Annotated in this window: 16 protein-coding genes and 1 tRNA gene; 7 read left to right on the forward strand and 10 right to left on the reverse strand. The window is 37.6% G+C overall.

The window, feature by feature from the left end; translation table 11 throughout:
* Positions 1–134 precede the first annotated feature (134 nt).
* Positions 135–1,925: an oligoendopeptidase F gene (gene pepF / locus LKW28_RS10235; RefSeq protein WP_229140262.1), complete on the forward strand. Its 1,791-nt coding sequence runs from the start codon at positions 135–137 to the stop codon at positions 1,923–1,925.
* Positions 1,926–1,959: 34 nt separating this feature from the next.
* Here the strand turns inward: pepF and fumC are convergent, their stop codons facing one another.
* Positions 1,960–3,348, reverse strand: a complete 1,389-nt coding sequence (gene fumC, locus LKW28_RS10240; RefSeq protein WP_229140263.1) for a class II fumarate hydratase — start codon at positions 3,346–3,348, stop codon at positions 1,960–1,962.
* Between the two features lie 149 nt (positions 3,349–3,497).
* On the opposite strand from fumC, the gene LKW28_RS10245 reads away from it, so the two are divergent.
* Positions 3,498–5,696, forward strand: a complete 2,199-nt coding sequence (locus LKW28_RS10245) for an ATP-dependent helicase (RefSeq protein ID WP_229140264.1) — start codon at positions 3,498–3,500, stop codon at positions 5,694–5,696.
* 31 nt (positions 5,697–5,727) lie between these two features.
* Here the strand turns inward: LKW28_RS10245 and LKW28_RS10250 are convergent, their stop codons facing one another.
* Positions 5,728–6,048, reverse strand: coding sequence for a LapA family protein (locus LKW28_RS10250; RefSeq protein ID WP_229140265.1), 321 nt, complete (start codon positions 6,046–6,048; stop codon positions 5,728–5,730).
* 273 nt (positions 6,049–6,321) lie between these two features.
* On the opposite strand from LKW28_RS10250, the gene LKW28_RS10255 reads away from it, so the two are divergent.
* Both LKW28_RS10255 and LKW28_RS10260 read left to right on the forward strand, forming a co-directional pair.
* A complete protein-coding gene (locus tag LKW28_RS10255; RefSeq protein WP_229140266.1) occupies positions 6,322–6,606 on the forward strand; it encodes a DUF3219 family protein in 285 nt (94 codons plus the stop codon).
* A gap of 12 nt (positions 6,607–6,618) precedes the next feature.
* Entirely contained in the window at positions 6,619–7,626 is a 1,008-nt protein-coding gene (locus LKW28_RS10260) for an LLM class flavin-dependent oxidoreductase (protein ID WP_229140267.1), read from the forward strand.
* A 39-nt stretch (positions 7,627–7,665) separates the two neighbouring features.
* Here LKW28_RS10260 and LKW28_RS10265 read toward each other — a convergent pair whose 3' ends face one another.
* The 6 genes from LKW28_RS10265 to LKW28_RS10290 form a co-directional block, all read right to left on the reverse strand.
* The gene (locus LKW28_RS10265) at positions 7,666–8,766 is read right to left on the reverse strand and encodes an AI-2E family transporter (RefSeq protein WP_229140268.1); all 1,101 of its coding nucleotides are present in this window, start codon (positions 8,764–8,766) and stop codon (positions 7,666–7,668) included.
* Between the two features lie 86 nt (positions 8,767–8,852).
* Positions 8,853–9,590: a phosphonate ABC transporter ATP-binding protein gene (gene phnC, locus LKW28_RS10270; RefSeq protein WP_229140269.1), complete on the reverse strand. Its 738-nt coding sequence runs from the start codon at positions 9,588–9,590 to the stop codon at positions 8,853–8,855.
* Between the two features lie 15 nt (positions 9,591–9,605).
* Positions 9,606–10,361, reverse strand: a complete 756-nt coding sequence (gene phnE, locus LKW28_RS10275; protein WP_229140270.1) for a phosphonate ABC transporter, permease protein PhnE — start codon at positions 10,359–10,361, stop codon at positions 9,606–9,608.
* An 11-nt stretch (positions 10,362–10,372) separates the two neighbouring features.
* The gene (gene phnD / locus LKW28_RS10280; protein WP_420708857.1) at positions 10,373–11,263 is read right to left on the reverse strand and encodes a phosphate/phosphite/phosphonate ABC transporter substrate-binding protein; all 891 of its coding nucleotides are present in this window, start codon (positions 11,261–11,263) and stop codon (positions 10,373–10,375) included.
* Between the two features lie 75 nt (positions 11,264–11,338).
* Positions 11,339–12,391, reverse strand: a complete 1,053-nt coding sequence (gene selD, locus LKW28_RS10285) for a selenide, water dikinase SelD (protein ID WP_229140271.1) — start codon at positions 12,389–12,391, stop codon at positions 11,339–11,341.
* A gap of 48 nt (positions 12,392–12,439) precedes the next feature.
* Positions 12,440–12,537: transfer RNA gene (locus LKW28_RS10290), tRNA-Sec, on the reverse strand.
* Positions 12,538–12,671: 134 nt separating this feature from the next.
* Here LKW28_RS10290 and selB point away from each other — a divergent pair.
* From selB to htpG, 3 genes are all read left to right on the forward strand, one after another.
* Complete coding sequence (gene selB, locus LKW28_RS10295) at positions 12,672–14,555, forward strand: selenocysteine-specific translation elongation factor (RefSeq protein ID WP_229140272.1); 1,884 nt, start codon at positions 12,672–12,674, stop codon at positions 14,553–14,555.
* Positions 14,556–14,648: 93 nt separating this feature from the next.
* A complete protein-coding gene (locus LKW28_RS10300; RefSeq protein ID WP_229140273.1) occupies positions 14,649–15,560 on the forward strand; it encodes a CBASS cGAMP-activated phospholipase in 912 nt (303 codons plus the stop codon).
* A 114-nt stretch (positions 15,561–15,674) separates the two neighbouring features.
* Positions 15,675–17,555: a molecular chaperone HtpG gene (gene htpG, locus LKW28_RS10305; RefSeq protein ID WP_229140274.1), complete on the forward strand. Its 1,881-nt coding sequence runs from the start codon at positions 15,675–15,677 to the stop codon at positions 17,553–17,555.
* Positions 17,556–17,599: 44 nt separating this feature from the next.
* Here the strand turns inward: htpG and LKW28_RS10310 are convergent, their stop codons facing one another.
* Together LKW28_RS10310 and ilvD are read right to left on the reverse strand one after the other, a co-directional pair.
* Positions 17,600–18,139, reverse strand: a complete 540-nt coding sequence (locus tag LKW28_RS10310) for a transcription repressor NadR (protein ID WP_229140275.1) — start codon at positions 18,137–18,139, stop codon at positions 17,600–17,602.
* 128 nt (positions 18,140–18,267) lie between these two features.
* Positions 18,268–19,947, reverse strand: coding sequence for a dihydroxy-acid dehydratase (gene ilvD, locus LKW28_RS10315; protein WP_229140276.1), 1,680 nt, complete (start codon positions 19,945–19,947; stop codon positions 18,268–18,270).
* Positions 19,948–19,958: the final 11 nt, after the last annotated feature.

Genomic DNA, 19,958 nt, shown 5'->3' on the forward strand with positions numbered 1-19,958 from the left:
GTATGAACATCCTTTCACTTTTTACAAATTTATGTAATTACTATACAATTAAATGAAACATATCTATTTCATATCATATATTTCTTTTCTACATAATAAAAGGGGTTTGCAAATTTATTAAAAGGAGAATTGCGATGACAACTACGTATTCGTCTCGAAATGAAGTACCTGAACAAGAAAAATGGAACTTAGATGATCTCTATTCTGACCTGAGTAAATGGGAGGATGTTTATCAGCTCATTGAAAAAATGGGAGAGGAACTCGGAAATTTTGATGGAAATATCCATGACGGACATTCCTTGTATGATTATCTTACCTTAAGTGAAAAAATGTCCTTCCACTTTAACAAGCTCTATGCCTATGCAATGTTAAAAGTGGATGAAGATACGAGAGTGACGAAATCACAATCTTATTTAGATCGCGCCAAACAGCTTAGTGTAAAGGTGAGCTCAGCGAATTCTTTTTTCATGCCATTTTTATTAAGCTTAGATGAAGAAACGCTAAAAAGATACATTGCCGAAGAAAAGGGGCTTCAATATTTTGAAAAAGACCTCCTGGAATCCTTCCGTTATAAGCCACATGTATTAAATAAAGATCAGGAAGAAATTTTGTCCCGATTAGGCGAAGCACTTTCAGCACCAAGCACAACATATGGAATGATAAATAACGCCGATATTCGCTTTGGCATGGTAACGAAAGATAACGGTGAGAAGGTTGAACTTACAAGAGGGATGTACGCAAAGCTAATTGAGGATGAGGACCGTGAAAAGCGAAAAGAAGCATACAAAGCCTATTATGAGCCTTATATACACTTGAAAAATTCAATCGCGTCAACCTTATCTGCAGCCATTAAAAATAATGTCACAATTTCAAAGTTAAGGAGCTATCCTTCAGCACTTGAAAAAGCATTATTCGGAGATAATGTTCCAAAGGACGTTTATGAAAATTTAATCGAAACAACAAAGAAAAATATTGGAGCAATGCACAAATATACCAGCCTCCGTAAAGAAAAATTGGGTCTTGATGAGCTCCGCCAATACGATTTAAGTGTTCCCCTCGTAAGCGGGGCAAAGAAGGATATTTCCTATGATGAAGCATTTGAAACAATGTGTAAGGCACTTTCTCCATTAGGTAAAGATTACATCAATGCGCTTAGAGAATTTAGAGAATTACGCTACTTTGATGTAAGAGAGACGCCAGGGAAGCGATCAGGCGCCTATAATTTAGGGGTATATGGGGTTCATCCATATATTCTTTTAAATCATCAGGATGACTTAGATAGCTTATTTACGCTTGTTCATGAATGCGGACACGGGGTACACAGTAAACTAAGCTCAGAGCACCAACCACAAATTACAGCTCGATATAGTATTTTTGTTGCAGAGGTTGCTTCAACTGTTAATGAAGTTTTATTAATCAACTACCTATTGAATACGGAAGAAAATGAAGAGGTCAAGAAATTCCTCATCAATCATTTTATAGATAAATTTAAAGGAACCTTATTTACTCAGGTTATGTTTGCGGAATTTGAAAAGAAGACCCATGAAATGGCCGAACAAGGTCTGCCGTTAAATGTGGAATCCTTTAGTGAAGTGTATGAAGGATTATTTAGAGAATACCATGGCGAAGATTTAGTCTTTGATGACGAAGTCAAATATGGCTGGGCACGAATTCCACATTTTTACCGTCCGTTTTATGTGTATAAGTACGCTACAGGTTTTGCGTCAGCGATTCATATCGCAACGAAGATTCTTGAAGGGGATGAAACAACACTAACCTCTTATCTTGAATTCTTAAAAAGCGGCAGTTCTGATTACCCATTGGAGCTATTGAAAAAAACAGGGGTAGATCTTACTACTCCATCACCAATTGAAAACTCACTAAAGAAATTTAATGAATTAGTAGAGGAATTTTCTAAGCTGTAAAAAGTGTAGCCTTCCGAATCTGGAAGGCTATTTTTTATTCCTTAGGGTGCACCATATCCTCAGGTTTTACATATTGTTCAAATTGTTCTTCTGTTAACAATCCAAGCTGTATGGATGCCTCTTTTAACGAGGAATTGTGTTTATGGGCATGCTTTGCAATGGTGGCTGCATTTTCATAGCCAATATAAGGATTTAGCGCGGTTACAAGCATTAACGAATCTTGCAAGTATTTAGAGATGACTGCTTCATTCGCTTTAATTCCAATCGCACAATTATTAGTAAAAGATTCCATTGAATCAGCTAACAGTCTCACCGATTGAAGAAAATTATAGATGATCACAGGCTTAAATACATTTAATTCAAAATTTCCTTGGCTTGCTGCAATTCCAATTGTTGCATCATTACCCATGACCTGAACTGCAACCATCGTAAGAGCTTCACTCTGGGTCGGGTTTACTTTTCCGGGCATTATGGAGCTTCCAGGTTCATTTTCGGGAATCGTAATTTCTCCAATCCCACAGCGTGGACCACTTGCAAGCCATCTCACATCATTTGCGATTTTCATTAAATCACCTGCCAATGCTTTTAAAGCACCGTGCGCATAAACAATCTCATCATGACTGGTCAGGGCATGGAATTTATTTTCGGATGAGAAAAAAGAGAACTTTGTGTACTCTGAAATTTCCTTTGCAACATTCTCACCAAACTTCGGATGAGCATTAATCCCCGTCCCAACTGCTGTACCACCAATCGCAAGTGCACACATTTTTTCAGTCGATTCTATGATCATCTCCTTAGAACGCTTTAACATATGGACCCAACCGCTAATTTCCTGACCCAGAGTTAAAGGGGTAGCATCCTGAAGATGGGTTCTTCCAATTTTTACGATTGAATCAAATTCTTTTTCCTTTTCTTGAAATGTGGCTTGTAATGAATCGATCGCTGGGATAAGGCGTTCATTTACTGCTCTCACACCGGCAATATACATCGCGGTTGGAAAAGTGTCATTTGAACTTTGACTCATATTGACATCATCATTCGGGTGGACTTTCTCATCAATTCCATGATCCTTTAGCCAATAGTTTGCACGATTTGCAACAACCTCATTTACATTCATATTTGATTGTGTCCCGCTCCCAGTTTGCCACACAACTAGTGGAAAATGCCCAAAAATGGCACCGGATAAAATCTCGTCACAAGCTTTTGTAATTGCTTTAGCTTTATTTGAACTTAATTTCTGAAGCTTTTCATTGGTAATGGCTGCACTTCTTTTTAAAATTGCAAAAGCTTCAATCACTCCCTGTGGCATCTTTTCCGTTCCAATTCTAAAGTTTTCTTTACTTCGTTGGGTTTGAGCAGCCCAGTAAGCATCAATTGGAACTTTGATTTCGCCCATCGTATCTTTTTCAATTCTATAATCCAAGTTTATCACCTCTAAATTTCTTCCTTTATATAACGTACCATTTATTACCTTGTTTTATGTCTCAGTAATCCGGATTGATTTCAACATCCTTGTCAATAAAAATGATAGAATTTATAATGGAATTTCGAATAAATAGGAGGTGGGCTAACATGAATAAGGGGGAAAACTTTTTTATTCAAAAAAAAGAGCAGCTAGGTGTACTGCTAAATAACGTTCAGAAAAAGGCTGTTCTCCACACAAAGGGACCTTTACTCTTATTAGCATCACCTGGTTCGGGTAAAACGACAACAACGATTATGCGAATTGGGTATTTAATTGAAGTAGAAGGGGTTGAACCATCTCGAATAAAGGCTGTAACCTTTAGCCGTGCATCCGCAGCTGATATGAAAGAAAGATTTGCTCGTTTTTTTCCAGAACATCCCAATGATTCAGTGGACTTTTCAACGATTCATAGTCTTGCATTTCAGGTGGTACGGGATTTTTTGTATAAACAAAAAGTGCCCTATCAATTGATTGAAGGAAATTCAGATGGCGGTCCAAATAAAAAATTACTATTACGGAAAATTTATAAAATGATGAATGGTGAGAACATCACGGAAGAGCAGCTTGAAGAATTAACAACCTATATTAGTTTTATTAAGAATAGGCTACTTCCACGGGATAAGTGGAATAATATTAATTGTGATATTCCTTTTGTTGAGACTATTTTTGAGGAATATGAAAAAATAAAGAACACAAATCCAAGTAATCTCTTACTTGATTATGACGATATGTTAACTATTGCAAATGATGCATTTTGTAAGGATCAAATGATTCTGCGAAAATACCAAAGCCGCTATGAGTATGTACTAACAGATGAAAGTCAGGATACCTCGCTCGTTCAGCATAAAATTATTGAGAAGCTAGTAAAACCTCATCAAAATATATATGTCGTGGCAGATGACGATCAATCGATTTATTCATGGAGGGGAGCGGAACCGAAGTATTTGCTAGATTTTAAAAAGGTATATCCTGATGCAGTTCTCCTAAAAATGGAGCAGAATTATCGTTCGTCCAAAGATATTGTTGATGTTGCCAACCGATTCATTAAGCGGAATAAGGATCGCTATGACAAAAATATGTTCACCGAACACCCTAATCATAAGCCTATTGTGGTTACACAATTTGACGATTATCGCATACAAGCCAAATATCTTGTACAAGAAATTGAGATAGCAGAAAAGAAGAAAGATGTTGCTGTATTATATCGGAACAACTCTTCATCGATCATGCTAATCAATGAGCTTGATCGGAATCAAATCCCTTTTTATATAAAAGATTCTGATAATCGATTTTTCTCACATTGGGTCGTCAAAGACATCTTGAATTTTATGAGAATGACTTTTACAGATAAACGAGTCGATATTTTCCAGCAAATTTACACGAAATGCGGCTTTTATTTATCTAGAGAACAATTGTTCGAATTGGCAAAAAAGAAGCCAACTGAATCCATTTTTGAACGACTTTTACAAAATAAAGGCTTGAAGGACTATCAAGTGAAGCAAATTCAAGCATGTCAGAAAACCTTTCAACAAATGAAGGGGGCTAAACCACTTAAAGCGATTAAGTTCATTAGAAATGATCTTGGGTATGATAAAACAATAAAGGAAATGAGCAAGAAGCTTGGATTTAAAACGGATTACTTGTTCAGCGTACTTCAAACACTTGAGGAAATTGCCGATACACTCGATACGATGGAACAATTTGCAGAACGATTAAAGCATCTCGAAAATCTGATGAAAGTTTCAAAATTTAATAAGAATAAAGATGCGATCACCCTTTCCACCTTTCATAGCTCAAAAGGGCTTGAGTTTAAAAAGGTTTATATGATTGATCTGATTGAAGGAGTGATTCCATCACATGATGAGATTAATAAATATAAGGATGGCGAAAGGGCACTCATGGAAGAAGCCGTTCGACTATTTTATGTTGGGATGACCCGTGCTGAACAAGAGCTAGAGCTCTTATCCTATAAAAAGCAAAATGGAAAAGAGGTTGCCCAGTCTCGGTTTGTGGCAAATGTAAAAAATATCATATCTCCTCCGGCTAGAGCAGCTGCACTGGAGCCTCAGAAAAAGCATTTACGAGAAAATTCGGTTGTCCCTTATAATCCAAATGCGATTAGAAAGGCTGAAGAAATTAGAGAGGGATTGGTCGTAAAACATCGTGTCTTTGGGCACGGAACAATTGTTTCAGTCACTGGAGATAGAATTGAGATTCAATTTCACAAAGAGAAGAAAGCTTTACTGCTTGAAACCTGTTTAGACATGGGGTTGTTGGAGCCGACAGAGGGAATACAAGTTAAATAACAATAAAGGAAAGGTACAAAACCTTTCCTCATTATTTACTATCTGCTTTTTCTGTTGTTTCTACTTCTGTACTTTTCCCGGAAGGCGTTTCTTCAACCATTGTACCATTAAGTTGCTGTAACTCTTTCTCAAGCTTTTTGATTTGTCTTTGCTGCTTGAATTGGCGGAGAATACCGAACATACCTACAATCAGTCCACCAAGTAAAGCTGAACCCAAAATGATTAAAATAAGTGGAATCTCTGTATAACCAAACACAAAATTAACTCTTACAGAATCCACATTTACAACAGCAAATATTGCGATAATTAGTGCAAATATAAGTCCTAATATTAAGTTCCACTGGAATCTCAAAACATACAACTCCTTAACTCATCTAATTGCACTTTATTCTGGATAATTGCGCTATAATCTAGATAATTGCGCGTTATTCCTGATAATTGCATTTTATTATTATCTTACCCATTTTAGCAAAACATGTTCCTACTGAAAACCAATTATTCGAAATCCAGTTAAAAACTATTATATAATTGACATATTAAAGCAAAAGGATTAACAGTTGCGGAAAATAGAAGTGGACTATTCATTACGATGGAAATTCGCAATAACAAAGAGGAGTGCTGACCAATGGTGACTGAAATATACTTAAATGATTACAAATTGGAAGTTTCTAATTATCAGGAAGACAATAGTAATGATATTTTATTAGTAAAAATCGATTTTAAAGTATCTCATGCAGATTACCATGATGTAACCACACTTTTATATAAAGGGAATTTTGATTTAAAGGTTCCTGATCGAAATATTGCTTGTAAAGTTTCAATCCAAGAATACTCAACCTCAATTACGAATCTTTATGAAAAGGATCAGGTTGGGGTCTTCACACTAACACTAAGAGAAATGAGAGAGTAGGAGGGAGTTAAGATGAAATTAAGTATTTTAGATCAAGCTCCTATTTCGGCTAATCAAACACCTCAGGAAGCATTGTTTGAGTCAATGAAACTAGCTCAAGCAGGTGAACGATTAGGCTACACAAGATATTGGATTGCTGAGCATCACGATTTATCTGGTCTGGCATGCCCGGCACCGGAAGTTATGCTTGGCTATATTGGTGCTCAAACAAAATCTATACGAATTGGTTCTGGCGCTGTTTTGCTTCCTCACTATAAACCATATAAAGTAGCCGAGGTCTACAATATGCTTGCAACCCTCTTTCCAAATCGTATAGACATCGGTATTGGCAGGGCGCCTGGTGGCTCTGCTGAAGCGGCCAACGCGTTATCTGATAATTTTTTACAACAGGTATGGAAGATGCCAGAATTAATCGATTTGCTACTTCATTTTATACATAATGATTTTCCTGCTGATCATGAATTTGCTAACCTTATAGCTTCTCCAATACCATCAACACCGCCTGTGCCTTGGTTATTAGGCACGAGCAAAAAAAGTGCCATACTTGCTGCGGAAAAAGGGGTAGCATACACATTCGGACTGTTCATGAGCGACAATGATGGCGTTGAAATCGTCAAGGAATACATTAATAACTTCACACCTCGAATAGAAGGGGACAAATCACAAGTGATTGTAACTGTATCTGCTATTTGTGCTGAGACCAAGGAGAAAGCAGAAGACATCGCATTAAGTTCATATGTGTGGGCTAAGCAAAAAGAGAAGAGGGAAGGGAAGGAAGGCATTCCATCCTTTTCAGAAGCAAAGGAATACTTAGAAAAGGAAAATCTCCATGAAGGCTTTGATAATTTCAAACAAAAAGCCGTCATTGGAACCCCAAAATTTGTGAAAGAAAGACTTCAAGAAATTAAACAGGCATACCAAGCCGATGAAATCATGATCGTTACAATTACACACTCCCCAGAGGACAGAATCAAATCCTATGAGTTAATCGCCAGAGAGGTAGGGCTCGCAACAATATGAATAAATAAGCCACGAAACATTTTGTTCCGTGGCTTTTATTCATATATCTGCCGTAAGTTCTGCCTTTTTCTTTGCTTTTAGGAATTTTGCAATATTGATGACAATTGTTTTAACTACGGCATAGGTTGGAATTGCTAAAATCATTCCCAACACACCTGCCAGATTTCCCGCTGCAAGCAAAAGGATGATAATCGTAGCAGGATGTGTATCTAAAGTTTTCCCAAGAATTAAAGGGGAGAGGACATTTCCTTCAATTTGCTGTGCAATTACAATTACTACCACCACTAATGCAGCCTTCATAGGGGAGTCAAATAGTGCCACAATTACGGCAGGAGCACCCCCTAGAAGTGGTCCAACATACGGAATAATATTTGTCACTGCAACAATCAATGCCATCACAAGTGCAAACGGTAAATCGATAATCAGATACCCGATAAAAGATAATGTTCCAACAGCTAAAGCCACTGTAACCTGCCCTTGAATATAAGCAGAAAGTGTTTCGCCTGTTTCTTTTAAAATTGTAAGGGCTTCGTCCCTGTATACTGACGGGAAAAACCTTGCAATCGCGTGCGGCAAGCGGTCGCCGTCCTTAAACATATAGAATAATAGAAACGGTACAGTTACAAGGATGATTGCGATACTCGTTACAACCCCAATAATTTGAGTAATTCCACCCGTAATACGATTTGGGATCGTATTCGCAAATGCAATTAGTTTTTCTTCCATTGTGTTCAAAAGATCCTGCTGTTCAGCTTGAATCCACTTGAATTCTGATGATTTGGAGAAATCCTCGAAAAAGTCCATCGCTTGATTCGCATACCCTGGTAAGGCATTTCCGAGAGCCGTAAATTGATTTGAAATAATCGGAACTAAATTCACGCCTGCAATTACGAGCAACCCAAAAAATACAATATAAATAATTAATATCCCTAGGCTTTTTGGAACTTTATGGCGATGAAGAAATTTGACGACGGGATTTAAAAGAAAATAAAGAAAGCCAGTGATCAAAATCGGGAAAAAGACTGTTGAAAAAAATACACCGATTGGTTTAAATAAAAACGTAATTTTCGTAGAAACAAAGATAATCGTTAAAATTAATAGGACTTGAATAAGCCAATATTGTAATTTCTTTTTCGACAAAGTATGTACCTTCTTTTCTATTTATATACTTGAAGTATAACAATTCACGAAAAAGAATACAATTACTACCTTCATAGGGATTACTTTCATGAATGGTAGGTCTGATCAAACATTTCCTGTGTAAAATCATCCGGCTTTCCGTCAAAAATGATTTCCCCTTTTTTTAGGGTAATCAGTCTTGTTGCAAACTGTTTAGCAAGGTCCACATCATGAAGATTTATTACGGATAAAAGTCTGTGACGGTCATGTAATTCTTTGAGTAATGTAAAGATGCGATTGGAAGTTCCCGGATCTAAGCTTGCAACCGGTTCATCTCCAAGAAAAACACGTGGCTTTTGCAATAAGGCCCGCGCAATCCCTACACGTTGCTTTTGACCACCGCTCAAATGTTCAATCCGACGATTCTCAAATTCAGAAAGGCCCACAATATCCAAAATACGTTTTGCATTTTCAATTTCATCCTTAGAAAATATCCCAATCAAATTTTTCACCGAACTTCGATAGCCGAACATACCTGTTAACGTATTTTGTAAAACCGTCAAACGGGGAATCAGGTTAAAATGTTGAAAAATCATTCCGATTTCCCTTCGGATGAGGCGCTGTTGTTCCTTATTTTTATTTGTAAATGGTTCCCCATTCCAATAAACTTCACCACTTGTTGGCTGCTGTAAGCCATTCATACAACGGATGAGCGTCGATTTCCCAGCTCCGCTTTTTCCGAGAACACAGACAAATTCACCTTCATTCAATCTAAGATTAACAGATGAGAGAGCAGGGCGGTCTGTATTCGGATAATAGACAGTAACATCTGTTAATTTAATCATTTCTTTGCTCTCCACTTAAATCACCTTATTTCTGACATAGCTTCCAAATGAATCTACCAAAATCACAATAATCATGATTAAGAACACATCCAAAGAAACGGAAGAATATTGAAAACTTTTAAAATCATTAAAGAGACGTTGACCAATGCCGCCTCCACCAATAAAACCAAGAATGAGGGAGGTTCTGATCGCAACCTCAAAACGGTAAAAATATTGGGACAAAACATTTGGCCAAATTTGTGGAAGAATGCTAAAAAGGGATGCCCACCAGTTTTTTGAACCAACTGCCCTCATGGCCTCGTGCGGACCAGGTTCTGCCGATTCAATCAGTTCAGAAATCAATTTTCCAAGAACTCCGATATTATGAAACATGATAGCTAGGACGGCAGGGAAGGGCCCAAGCCCCAACGCTGTTAATAATATTAAGCCGAATACAATTTCTGGAATAGATCGAACAAAGCTCATTAAAACCCTTGTAAAATTGAAAACAATTGCAGATGGTGACGTATTTTTGGCAGCTAGAAAACTAATCGATAAAGCAATAATAAGCCCAAAAACACTTCCTAAAAAAGCCATCGCAAGTGTCTCAGCACTATCCCTTAGCAACTGGGACAAAGCTGAAAAATCCATAGGAAACCATTGTGAGAGGAAATCAATCATATTTCGAAAATCACGAAATTTTGAAAGATCAAATTCGGTTAATCTCATACTCACAAACATCGCAAATACTAGAAGAACTACATAAAGGAAAGTAGCTCGTTTAAACCACATGACGATCAGCTCTATTCATTTATAATTCCTTGTTTTATAGCAGCCCGACGGATACTTTCATAGTCCTCATTAGAAGCTTCTGTAAATCCGCTGGCACCAAAAGCAGCTAGGATTTCTTCATCATCGATAGCTAAAAAGGCATCCTTTAGTTTTTGAATGGTATCCTCATCCGTGTCTTTATGAACTGCCCATGGATATTGGAATAATTTTTCTGATTGCCAGATTGTTTTTATTAATGTGCCATTAATTTTTCCTGACTCAACAAGCTGATTATAGATCGCACTATCAATGGCACCAGCGCCGACCTGTTGATTTTGAACAGCCAAGGCAGTTGCATCGTGAGACCCTGTATATCGGACAGATTTAAATTGGTTAACATCCTCAGATTCGAAAACTCCACGATCTTTTAGTTCAATAGAAGGGATGAGGGAACCTGATGTTGAGTTAATATCACCAAATGCAAAATCAATTTCCTTAGATTTTGCAACCAAATCTTCTATTGAATTTAATGGGCTATCTTTATGAGTGATGATATAAGAATGATAGAATGGTTCACCGTCAATCAATTGCGTAATAATTGCTTTCGCCCCACTTTTTTCATGAGCTACTACATAGGTTAATGGACCAAAATATGCCATATCAATTTTATTATAATTCATCGCTTCAACAACACCGTTATAATCAGGATACACCTCAACTGATACTTTACGGTTTAATTCCTTTGTTAAAATGGATTGAAGCTTATCCATAGCCGTTTCCATTTCACCAACCGTCTGGACAGGAATAACTCCGATTGTAAAAGGCTTTTCCTCCTCATTAATATTCTCATCAGCATTTGAACCGCATGCTGTTAGTAGTATGATAAAAACTAGCCAAATTGTATAAATCATTCTCTTTTTCAAAATAGACACCTCTTAAATCATATTGTTTTTGTTATTATTTCCTAACCACGTAAAAAGGACTCAGTTTCGAGTCCTTTAAACTACCTTAATAAAACCGGGATTTTCGCTTGTAACTTCACCAATGATGCTCGCTTCTACATTCTTTTCATGAAGCTCTAGCAACATTTTTTCGGCTTCAGCTTCCGGAACGGATACTAGGAGTCCGCCAGATGTAATCGCATCACATAAAATGAGTTGGTCAAGTTCGTCTAAATTAGAATTATAATCCACTCTGTCAGCAATCCAAGTATGATTTTTCTTTGTTCCACCAGGAACTACCTTTTGTTCAGCAAGCTCTTTTGTTCTTGGTAAAATAGGGACATTTGCAAACTGAATGGTCATCCCTACATTGCTTCCTTCAGCCATTTCCATTGCATGGCCAAGAAGACCAAACCCCGTTACATCGGTACAGGCATGGACCTGATAGTTGTCCATTACCTCAGCAGCATTCTTATTCAATGTTGCCATGACTTCAGTTACTTTTTTAATATCCTCTCGTTCTAAAAGATCTCTTTTAATCGCTGTGGTTAAAATCCCAACACCGATCGGCTTCGTTAAGATAAGCCGATCACCCGGCTTAGCACCAGCATTTGCACGAATTCGATCTGGATGAACTGTACCGGTTACAGATAAGCCGAATTTCGGTTCTTTGTCATCGATGGAGTGACCACCGACTAATGAGGCACCTGATTCTCTCACTTTTTCACCAGCACCCGCTAGAATCTCCGCTAAAATACTTTTATCCAAAGTATTGATAGGGAAGGCAACGATATTCATTACCGTAATTGGCTTTCCTCCCATTGCATAGACATCACTTAGAGCATTTGCAGCGGCAATTTGCCCAAACATATAAGGGTCGTCCACAATTGGTGTAAAAAAGTCCAGTGTTTGCACAAGTGCAAGCTCATCATTGATTTTATATACTCCTGCATCATCAGGGGTATCGAGACCAACTAATAGATTTGGATTTGGTGTAGCTTTCGGCAAATGACGCAGAACCTGCGTCAGGTCCTCAGGACCGATTTTGCATCCTCAGCCAGCTTTTGTTGAAAGGGAGGTTAATTTAATGATTTCTTCCTTCTTAGACATCAACATCACTCCTTCCACATTATTTTATATCAAATTTAATATCAATATTGGCGGGACTGTGTGGGAATCGAACCCACCGGAGACGACACGCGCCTCCCTTACGGGTTTTGAAGACCCAGGGGGACACCAGCACCCCAGCCAACCCCAATATAGAACAACTTTCATTATAAACAGTAAACTCTTTTATAGGCAAATAATAATCATCAAGCTTGAATTATTCACATTCAAACTAGTAAAGTAGATAGAAGAAAAGACGGAAAATAACGGGGAGGTGGCAGGCATGACAGAAGCATTTTATACGATCGGAATGGCTGGTCATATTGATCATGGGAAAACAACATTAACAAAGGCATTAACTGGTGTTGATACCGACCGATTAAAAGAAGAAAAAGAACGCCAAATCTCAATAGAACCAGGCTATGCGCCCCTAAAACTTGATAACGGAATCCATATATCCATAGTAGATGTACCGGGACACGAACGTTTTATTCGGCAAATGATAGCTGGCGTTGCCGGGATCGACCTTGTGTTACTTGTGATAGCTGCTGATGAAGGAGTCATGCCACAAACATTGGAGCACCTTCAGATTTTGAAATTTTTAGGGATTAAAAAATGTATGGTCGTCATTTCGAGGATTAGCAGAGTAGAGGAAGATCTACTTGAGCTTGCTGCTGAAGAAATAAAAGTAGTATTGGCAGATACAGAATATAATGATGCACCGATTCTTTATGTTGATAGTCTTACGGAAAAAGGGATACCGGAACTAAAGCAAGCTATTCAAAAGGAAATCATAGGTCTCGAACAAAAAGATAGCACTGGCGCATTTCGATTACCAATTGATCAGGCCTTTTCGGTTCAGGGACATGGAACAGTTGTAAGAGGAACCGTTTTTGAAGGTATGGTGAATAAGGACAGTTCGCTAACACTTTTACCATCAGGGCAAAAAATAAAAATTCGGCAAATCCAAGTCCATAATCACGAAACAGAAAAAGCACAAGCAGGGCAAAGAGTTGCGCTAAACATTACCGGGGCTACAAAGGATGAAATAAAGCGTGGTGATGTACTTGTGGATTCAGAAAACTTCCAGGTGACGAGCACGATAGATATTGCTCTGCAGCTTGTTTCAACACTTGCGACTCCACTTAAGCAGCGCTCACCCGTTAAGCTGCATATTGGAACGAGTGAAGCTTACGGAAAAATTGTCTTTTTTGATCGAAAAGAAGTTAAAGAATCGGCTAATGAAATACTTTGCCAGATTCGCTTGGAGGAAGAAATTGTTGTACGGCGAGGGGACAGGTTTATTTTACGCAGACCTACTCCGGTTGAAACGCTAGGCGGGGGATGGATTATTCAACCTCAAGCGCAGAAGTACCGTTTTGGTGAAGAAACAATTTCTATGCTCAAGAAACAATTAAAGAGTTCCCCTGCCGAAATTATAGATAACTTGCTGATTAAGAAGCAACAATTATCAAAACTTCAGCTGATTCAGATTTCTTCATTACAAGAGGATGAAGTAAACGAAATTATTAATGGTGGCCTTAGAACGGGTAAGTACGTTAAAATCACTAAACAAGTATATTGTTTAAAAAGAACGATTCTTAAAATCAATGAAGAGATATTAAACAAATTAACAGGGTATCACGAAGGATTTCCATTACGAATTGGCATGAGTAAAGCCGAACTTCTACAAGCCCTTGGTCAAAATAAAAATTTAATTGAGTATTGTATAGATGAGTTGCTGCAACTCGATAAAATAACGAAAGTAGATCAATTTTTGGCGGTATCAAATTTTAAGCCTAGCCTTCCAAATGAATCGATGGAGATCATTGTTTCGTCACTGAGGAATGACGGCATCCAACCCCAAAAATGGGCTGATTATATCAAACATGGTAGCCTCTCTAAACAAGCATCAAATGAGCTCAAAAGTTACCTGCTTAAAACAAATCAAGCATTTATGCTTAATGAAGATACACTGATTTACAAAAATGCATTTGACAAAGCTGTTGTTGAATTACAAGCAAAAACCGATGAAAATTTTAGCTTGTCAGAGGCAAAAGAAATCCTATCTCTTTCTCGTAAATATCTCATACCCTTCTTGGAGTTACTGGATTATCACCAATACACAAGACGAGAAGAAGGAAATCGAGTATGGATCAATAAATAGGGGGTGCCTGTAAAATAAGGCATCTTTTTTTCACTTATACCTCTATGCCCCAAAGGGAATACTTATAGAAAAACTCTTAAAAAGGTGAAAAATATGAAAATCCTTTGTATTGATGGGGGCGGAATTCGCGGAGTCTATGCGGTTGCCATTTTACAAGCAATAGAAAAAGAATCTAAGAAACCCATTTCGGAAATGTTTGATATGATTGCCGGAACAAGTACAGGTGCAATTGTCGCGGCTTCTGCAATCCTAGAACTAGATATGGGAGAGGTAAAAGAAAACTATATTAAATATGGAGAAAAAATTTTTACAAAACAATCGAAAATCGGGTTTCTAAAAAGTTTTTATAGTGACCGTTTTTTACGCCACTTTATCCAAGGTGCATTTGGTGAAACAACCTTATTTGATATTAAGAAACCGCTTCTCATACCAACGGTTGATATCACTCATGGAAATCCATTTGTTCATCGATCGAATTATGGGAATACCGAGCAGGACGATCACTCCATAAAACTTTGGGATGTCGTTCTTTCTTCATGTTCAGCACCCGTCTTTTTCCCGCCAAATAATATTAATAATCACTATTTAGCAATAGATGGGGGACTTTGGGCAAATAATCCATCACTTGTTTGTATCACAGAGGCCCAGCATCATTTTAAAAAGAACTTGGAAGACATTCATATTATGTCGATTGGTACTGGCCTACAAAAGATTAATTTCGCAATTGAAACCCAAAAAGAGTGGGGAGTAACCAAATGGCTGCCATTTCATCTGCCATCCATGAGAATGACACCGAAGTTACTAGACCTAGCCCTAAATCTTTCATCGGAATCAGTAACCTACCATTGTCAGCATTTGCTTGGTGATCACTATTTTCGGATTAACGAAGACCTCGGTCAGGAGGTTCCGTTTGATGCTCCAGAATTTATCGATTTTCTAGTAGAACTGGGAGACAAATCATACCATAAGCATCGGAAGGAAATCGCAGCATTTTTGACCAAATAAATATCTGCTTAATTGACAGATAAAAAAATATATGGTATTAAAAAGTTGGGCATTAGCACTCCGATGTTGCGAGTGCTAAACAAAATATCAACAATTTCGAAAGGGGAACTAGTTATGTCTAAGAAACAATTTAAAGCAGAGTCTAAAAGGTTATTAGAAATGATGATCAACTCGATTTATTCACAGCGTGAGGTATTTTTACGCGAGTTAATTTCAAACTCAAGTGATGCAATTGACAAAATTTATTATAAGGCATTAACAGATGACCGCTATCAATTTGATAAGGAAAGCTATTTCATCAAAATCCTACCGGACAAAGAAAAGCGGACTCTCACTATCACCGATTCTGGTATTGGGATGACAAAGGAAGAACTTGAAACAAATCTTGGAACAATCGCAAAAAGCGGTTCATTAGCTTTTAAAAAGGAAACTGAAATTAAAGATGGCCATGATATCATTGGACAATTCGGTGTCGGTTTTTATGCAGCTTTTATGGTTGCCGACGTTGTAACTGTTATAAGTAAAGCACTTGGCAGCGAAGAAGCATACAAATGGGAGTCAACAGGTGCAGATGGGTACACCATTGAAACAGTTGAAAAAGATACAGTTGGAACGGAAATTACCTTAAAAATCAAAGAAAATACCGAAGAAGAATCCTATGATGAATTTTTAGAGGAATATCGCTTAAAATCAATCATCAAAAAATATTCAGATTTCATTCGCTATCCAATTAAGATGGATGTTACAACAAGCAAACTTAAAGATGGAAGCGAATCTGAATACGAGCAGGTAACAGAAGAAGAAGTTATCAACAGCATGGTTCCAATTTGGAGAAAAAACAAAAGCGAACTATCTGATGAAGACTATGAAAAGTTCTATAATGAAAAGCACTATGGATTTGATAAACCATTAAAGCATATTCACATCAGTGTTGATGGGACAATCCGCTACAATGCCATTTTATATATTCCTGAAAATATTCCATTTGATTATTACTCAAAAGAATATGAAAAAGGGTTAGAGCTTTATTCAAACGGCGTTTTAATTATGAACAAATCCGCTGATTTACTTCCAGATTATTTTAGCTTTGTAAAAGGATTGGTAGATTCTGAGGATTTATCGCTTAATATTTCAAGAGAAATGCTTCAGCAGGACCGTCAATTAAAGCTGATTGCTAAAAACATCAATAAAAAAATTAAAAGCGAATTACAAAGCATGTTAAAAAATGAACGCGAAAAATATGAAAAGTTCTTTGACAGCTTTGGTCGGGGGTTAAAGTTTGGTGTATACAGTGATTATGGAAGCAATAAAGAAACGCTACAAGATTTGTTGCTATTCTATTCTTCCAAAGAGAAAAAGCCCGTCTCATTAGATGAATATGTCTCAAGAATGCCTGAAGATCAAAAATATATTTATTATGCAACTGGTGATTCTGTCGAGCGCATTGACAAACTGCCACAAACTGAATTAGTAGCGGATAAGGGCTTTGAAATCCTATATTTTACTGAGGACATTGACGAATTTGCAATTAAAATGCTCATGAATTACAAAGAAAAAGAATTCAAATCAGTTTCAAGCAGTGATCTAGGTTTCGAACCAAATGAAAGCGAAAAAGCAACAGAAAAAGAACAAAATGAAAACAAAGAGCTATTTGAATATATGAAAAATGCATTAGCTGGAAAGGTTTCAGATGTGAGAATATCTAAACGTCTTAAAACACATCCAGTTTGTTTATCAACAGATGGTGAGATCTCTATCGAAATGGAGAAAATTTTGAATGCAATGCCTGACAACCAAAATGTTAAGGCTGATAAAGTGTTAGAAATTAACGTCCACCATGAAGTGTTCGCGTCATTAAAAACGGCATTTGAACAAGATAAAACAAAGCTTGATTTGTATACCCATTTATTGTATAACCAAGCTCTACTTATTGAGGGTCTGCCAATTCAAGATCCCGTTGAATTTACAAATGATATTTGTAAGATAATGGTTTGATTAAAAAAAGCAACAGTCCAAAGTGACTGTTGCTTTCTAATGTATTATTCTTTTAATAAAATATTCACTTCTTGCAAGGCTTCACAGGCTGCATCTAATTTTTCAACTGAATCTGCTTCAATTGTATGTAAGTGCACTCCATTCGTCAGCAATGAGAGGAGCGAGGCATTTGTTTCAGATAATTTTTCAATAAAACGCTTCACTTCAAACCGATTTTTTATCATTAATGATCCTGCTATTTCCCCGTACACTGGATGTTCGACAATCACATCTCGAACGGTTACTCCATTATCAACTAAAATATTTAGTTCCTCGGCAGTCTGATCCGAAGTATGCTTCACGGCAATTATTCTTGATATATGATCATCTATTGGTTGTTCCTGCAAATATATATAGCCCTGACTCGTTGCAACAATTGGTTCATTTTTTGCCTTTAATAACGAGATATCCTGAACAATTACTTGACGACTTACATTTGCCCGTTTTGAAAGATCCTCACCAATAATAGGGGAGGGGCTTTCCTTTAACCATTTGATAATCGATTCTCTCCGTTTTTCTCCTAATAATTTTTTATCTGCACTCATTTTTTTCACTCCATTTAAAGCTATAAGAGCCGTTTTCATTTATTTTATCAACAAGTTCATTTCAACACAATTCTTGTAATCGCAAAAAAACAGCCTAATCCAGTGAATCAGGCTGTTTTGATAGATTATTAGATTTTCATAATTCCACCAGTGCTAGCATTTGTGACAAGTTTTGAGTAACGAGCAAGGTAGCCTTTTTTCACTTTTGGTTCAAAGCCTTTCCATTCAGCTTTTCGTTTTTCAAATTCTTCATCAGAAATTTCTAAAGTGATTTTACGATTATTTAAATCAAGTTCAATTATGTCTCCATCATGAACAAATGCAATTGGTCCGCCTTCAGCAGCTTCTGGAGAGATATGACCAATTGAAATACCACGAGATGCACCTGAGAAACGTCCATCCGTAATTAAGCCGACTTTTGCTCCTAGACCTCTACCAACAATTTGGGATGTAGGTGCGAGCATCTCTGGCATTCCAGGACCGCCTTTAGGACCTTCATAGCGAATAACAACGACATCGCCTTCTTTTACCTTACCAACAATGATAGCTGATAGGGCATCTTCTTGCGAATCGAAGCAAACAGCAGGGCCCCTATGGTAGCCGCCAACCGATGGATCAACCGCACCTACCTTAACTACAGCACCCTCAGGAGCAAGGTTACCGAATAAGATCGCTAATCCACCTTGTTCGGAATGCGGATTTTCAAGTGGTCGGATGACATTGTGATCCGTAATTTCGCAGCCAGCCACATTCTCACGTAATGTTTTACCAGTCACAGTTAAACAATCTCCGTTTATGGCACCCGGTTTTTTTAGTAATTCATTGATAATCGCACTAACACCACCAGCATTGTGGACATCTTCAATATGATGATCCGAAGCAGGGGCGATTTTTGCTAAGTGCGGAACACGCGCTGCAATTTCATTAATACGTTCTAAAGAGTACTCAATTTCAGCTTCATTTGCCAACGCAAGAGTATGAAGAACAGTATTTGTTGAACCGCCCATCGCCATATCCAAAGCAAACGCATTATCGATTGTGTCTACTGTAACGATATCACGTGGCTTAATGTCTTTTTCGATTAAATACATTAATTGTTTTGCAGATTCTTTAACAAATTCTTTTCTTTCTTCAGCGACAGCTAATATTGTACCGTTGCCTGGAAGAGCAAGACCAAGTCCTTCAGCTAAACAGTTCATAGAGTTTGCTGTAAACATACCAGAACAAGAACCGCATGTAGGGCAAGCAACTTGTTCAATTTCTGTTAATCTAGCTTCGTCAATTTGACCGGATTGGAAAGCTCCAACTCCTTCAAACACAGAGTTCAGGTTAAGAGCATTACCTGCTGCATCACGACCAGCTTTCATTGGACCACCGCTAACAAAGATGGTAGGGATGTTCAGACGCATTGCAGCCATCATCATTCCCGGTGTGATTTTGTCACAGTTTGGAATACATACCATTCCATCAAACCAGTGTGCGGAAACAACTGTTTCAACTGAGTCAGCAATAATTTCACGACTCGGCAGGGAATATCTCATTCCAATATGACCCATTGCGATTCCATCATCAACACCAATTGTGTTCATTTCAAATGGAACACCACCAGCTTCACGAATTGCTTCTTTGACAATTTTTCCAAACTCTTGTAAATGTACATGACCTGGAACAATATCAATATATGAGTTGACCACCGCGATAAAAGGTTTGTTAAAATCTTCCTCTTTAACTCCAGCTGCACGAAGCAAGCTTCTATGTGGAGCCCGATCAAATCCTGATTTAATCATGTTACTGCGTAATTCTGCCATTAAAACTACCT

This window comes from Bacillus sp. REN16 (assembly GCF_020731355.1).
Classification (GTDB): domain Bacteria; phylum Bacillota; class Bacilli; order Bacillales; family Bacillaceae_L; genus Ferdinandcohnia.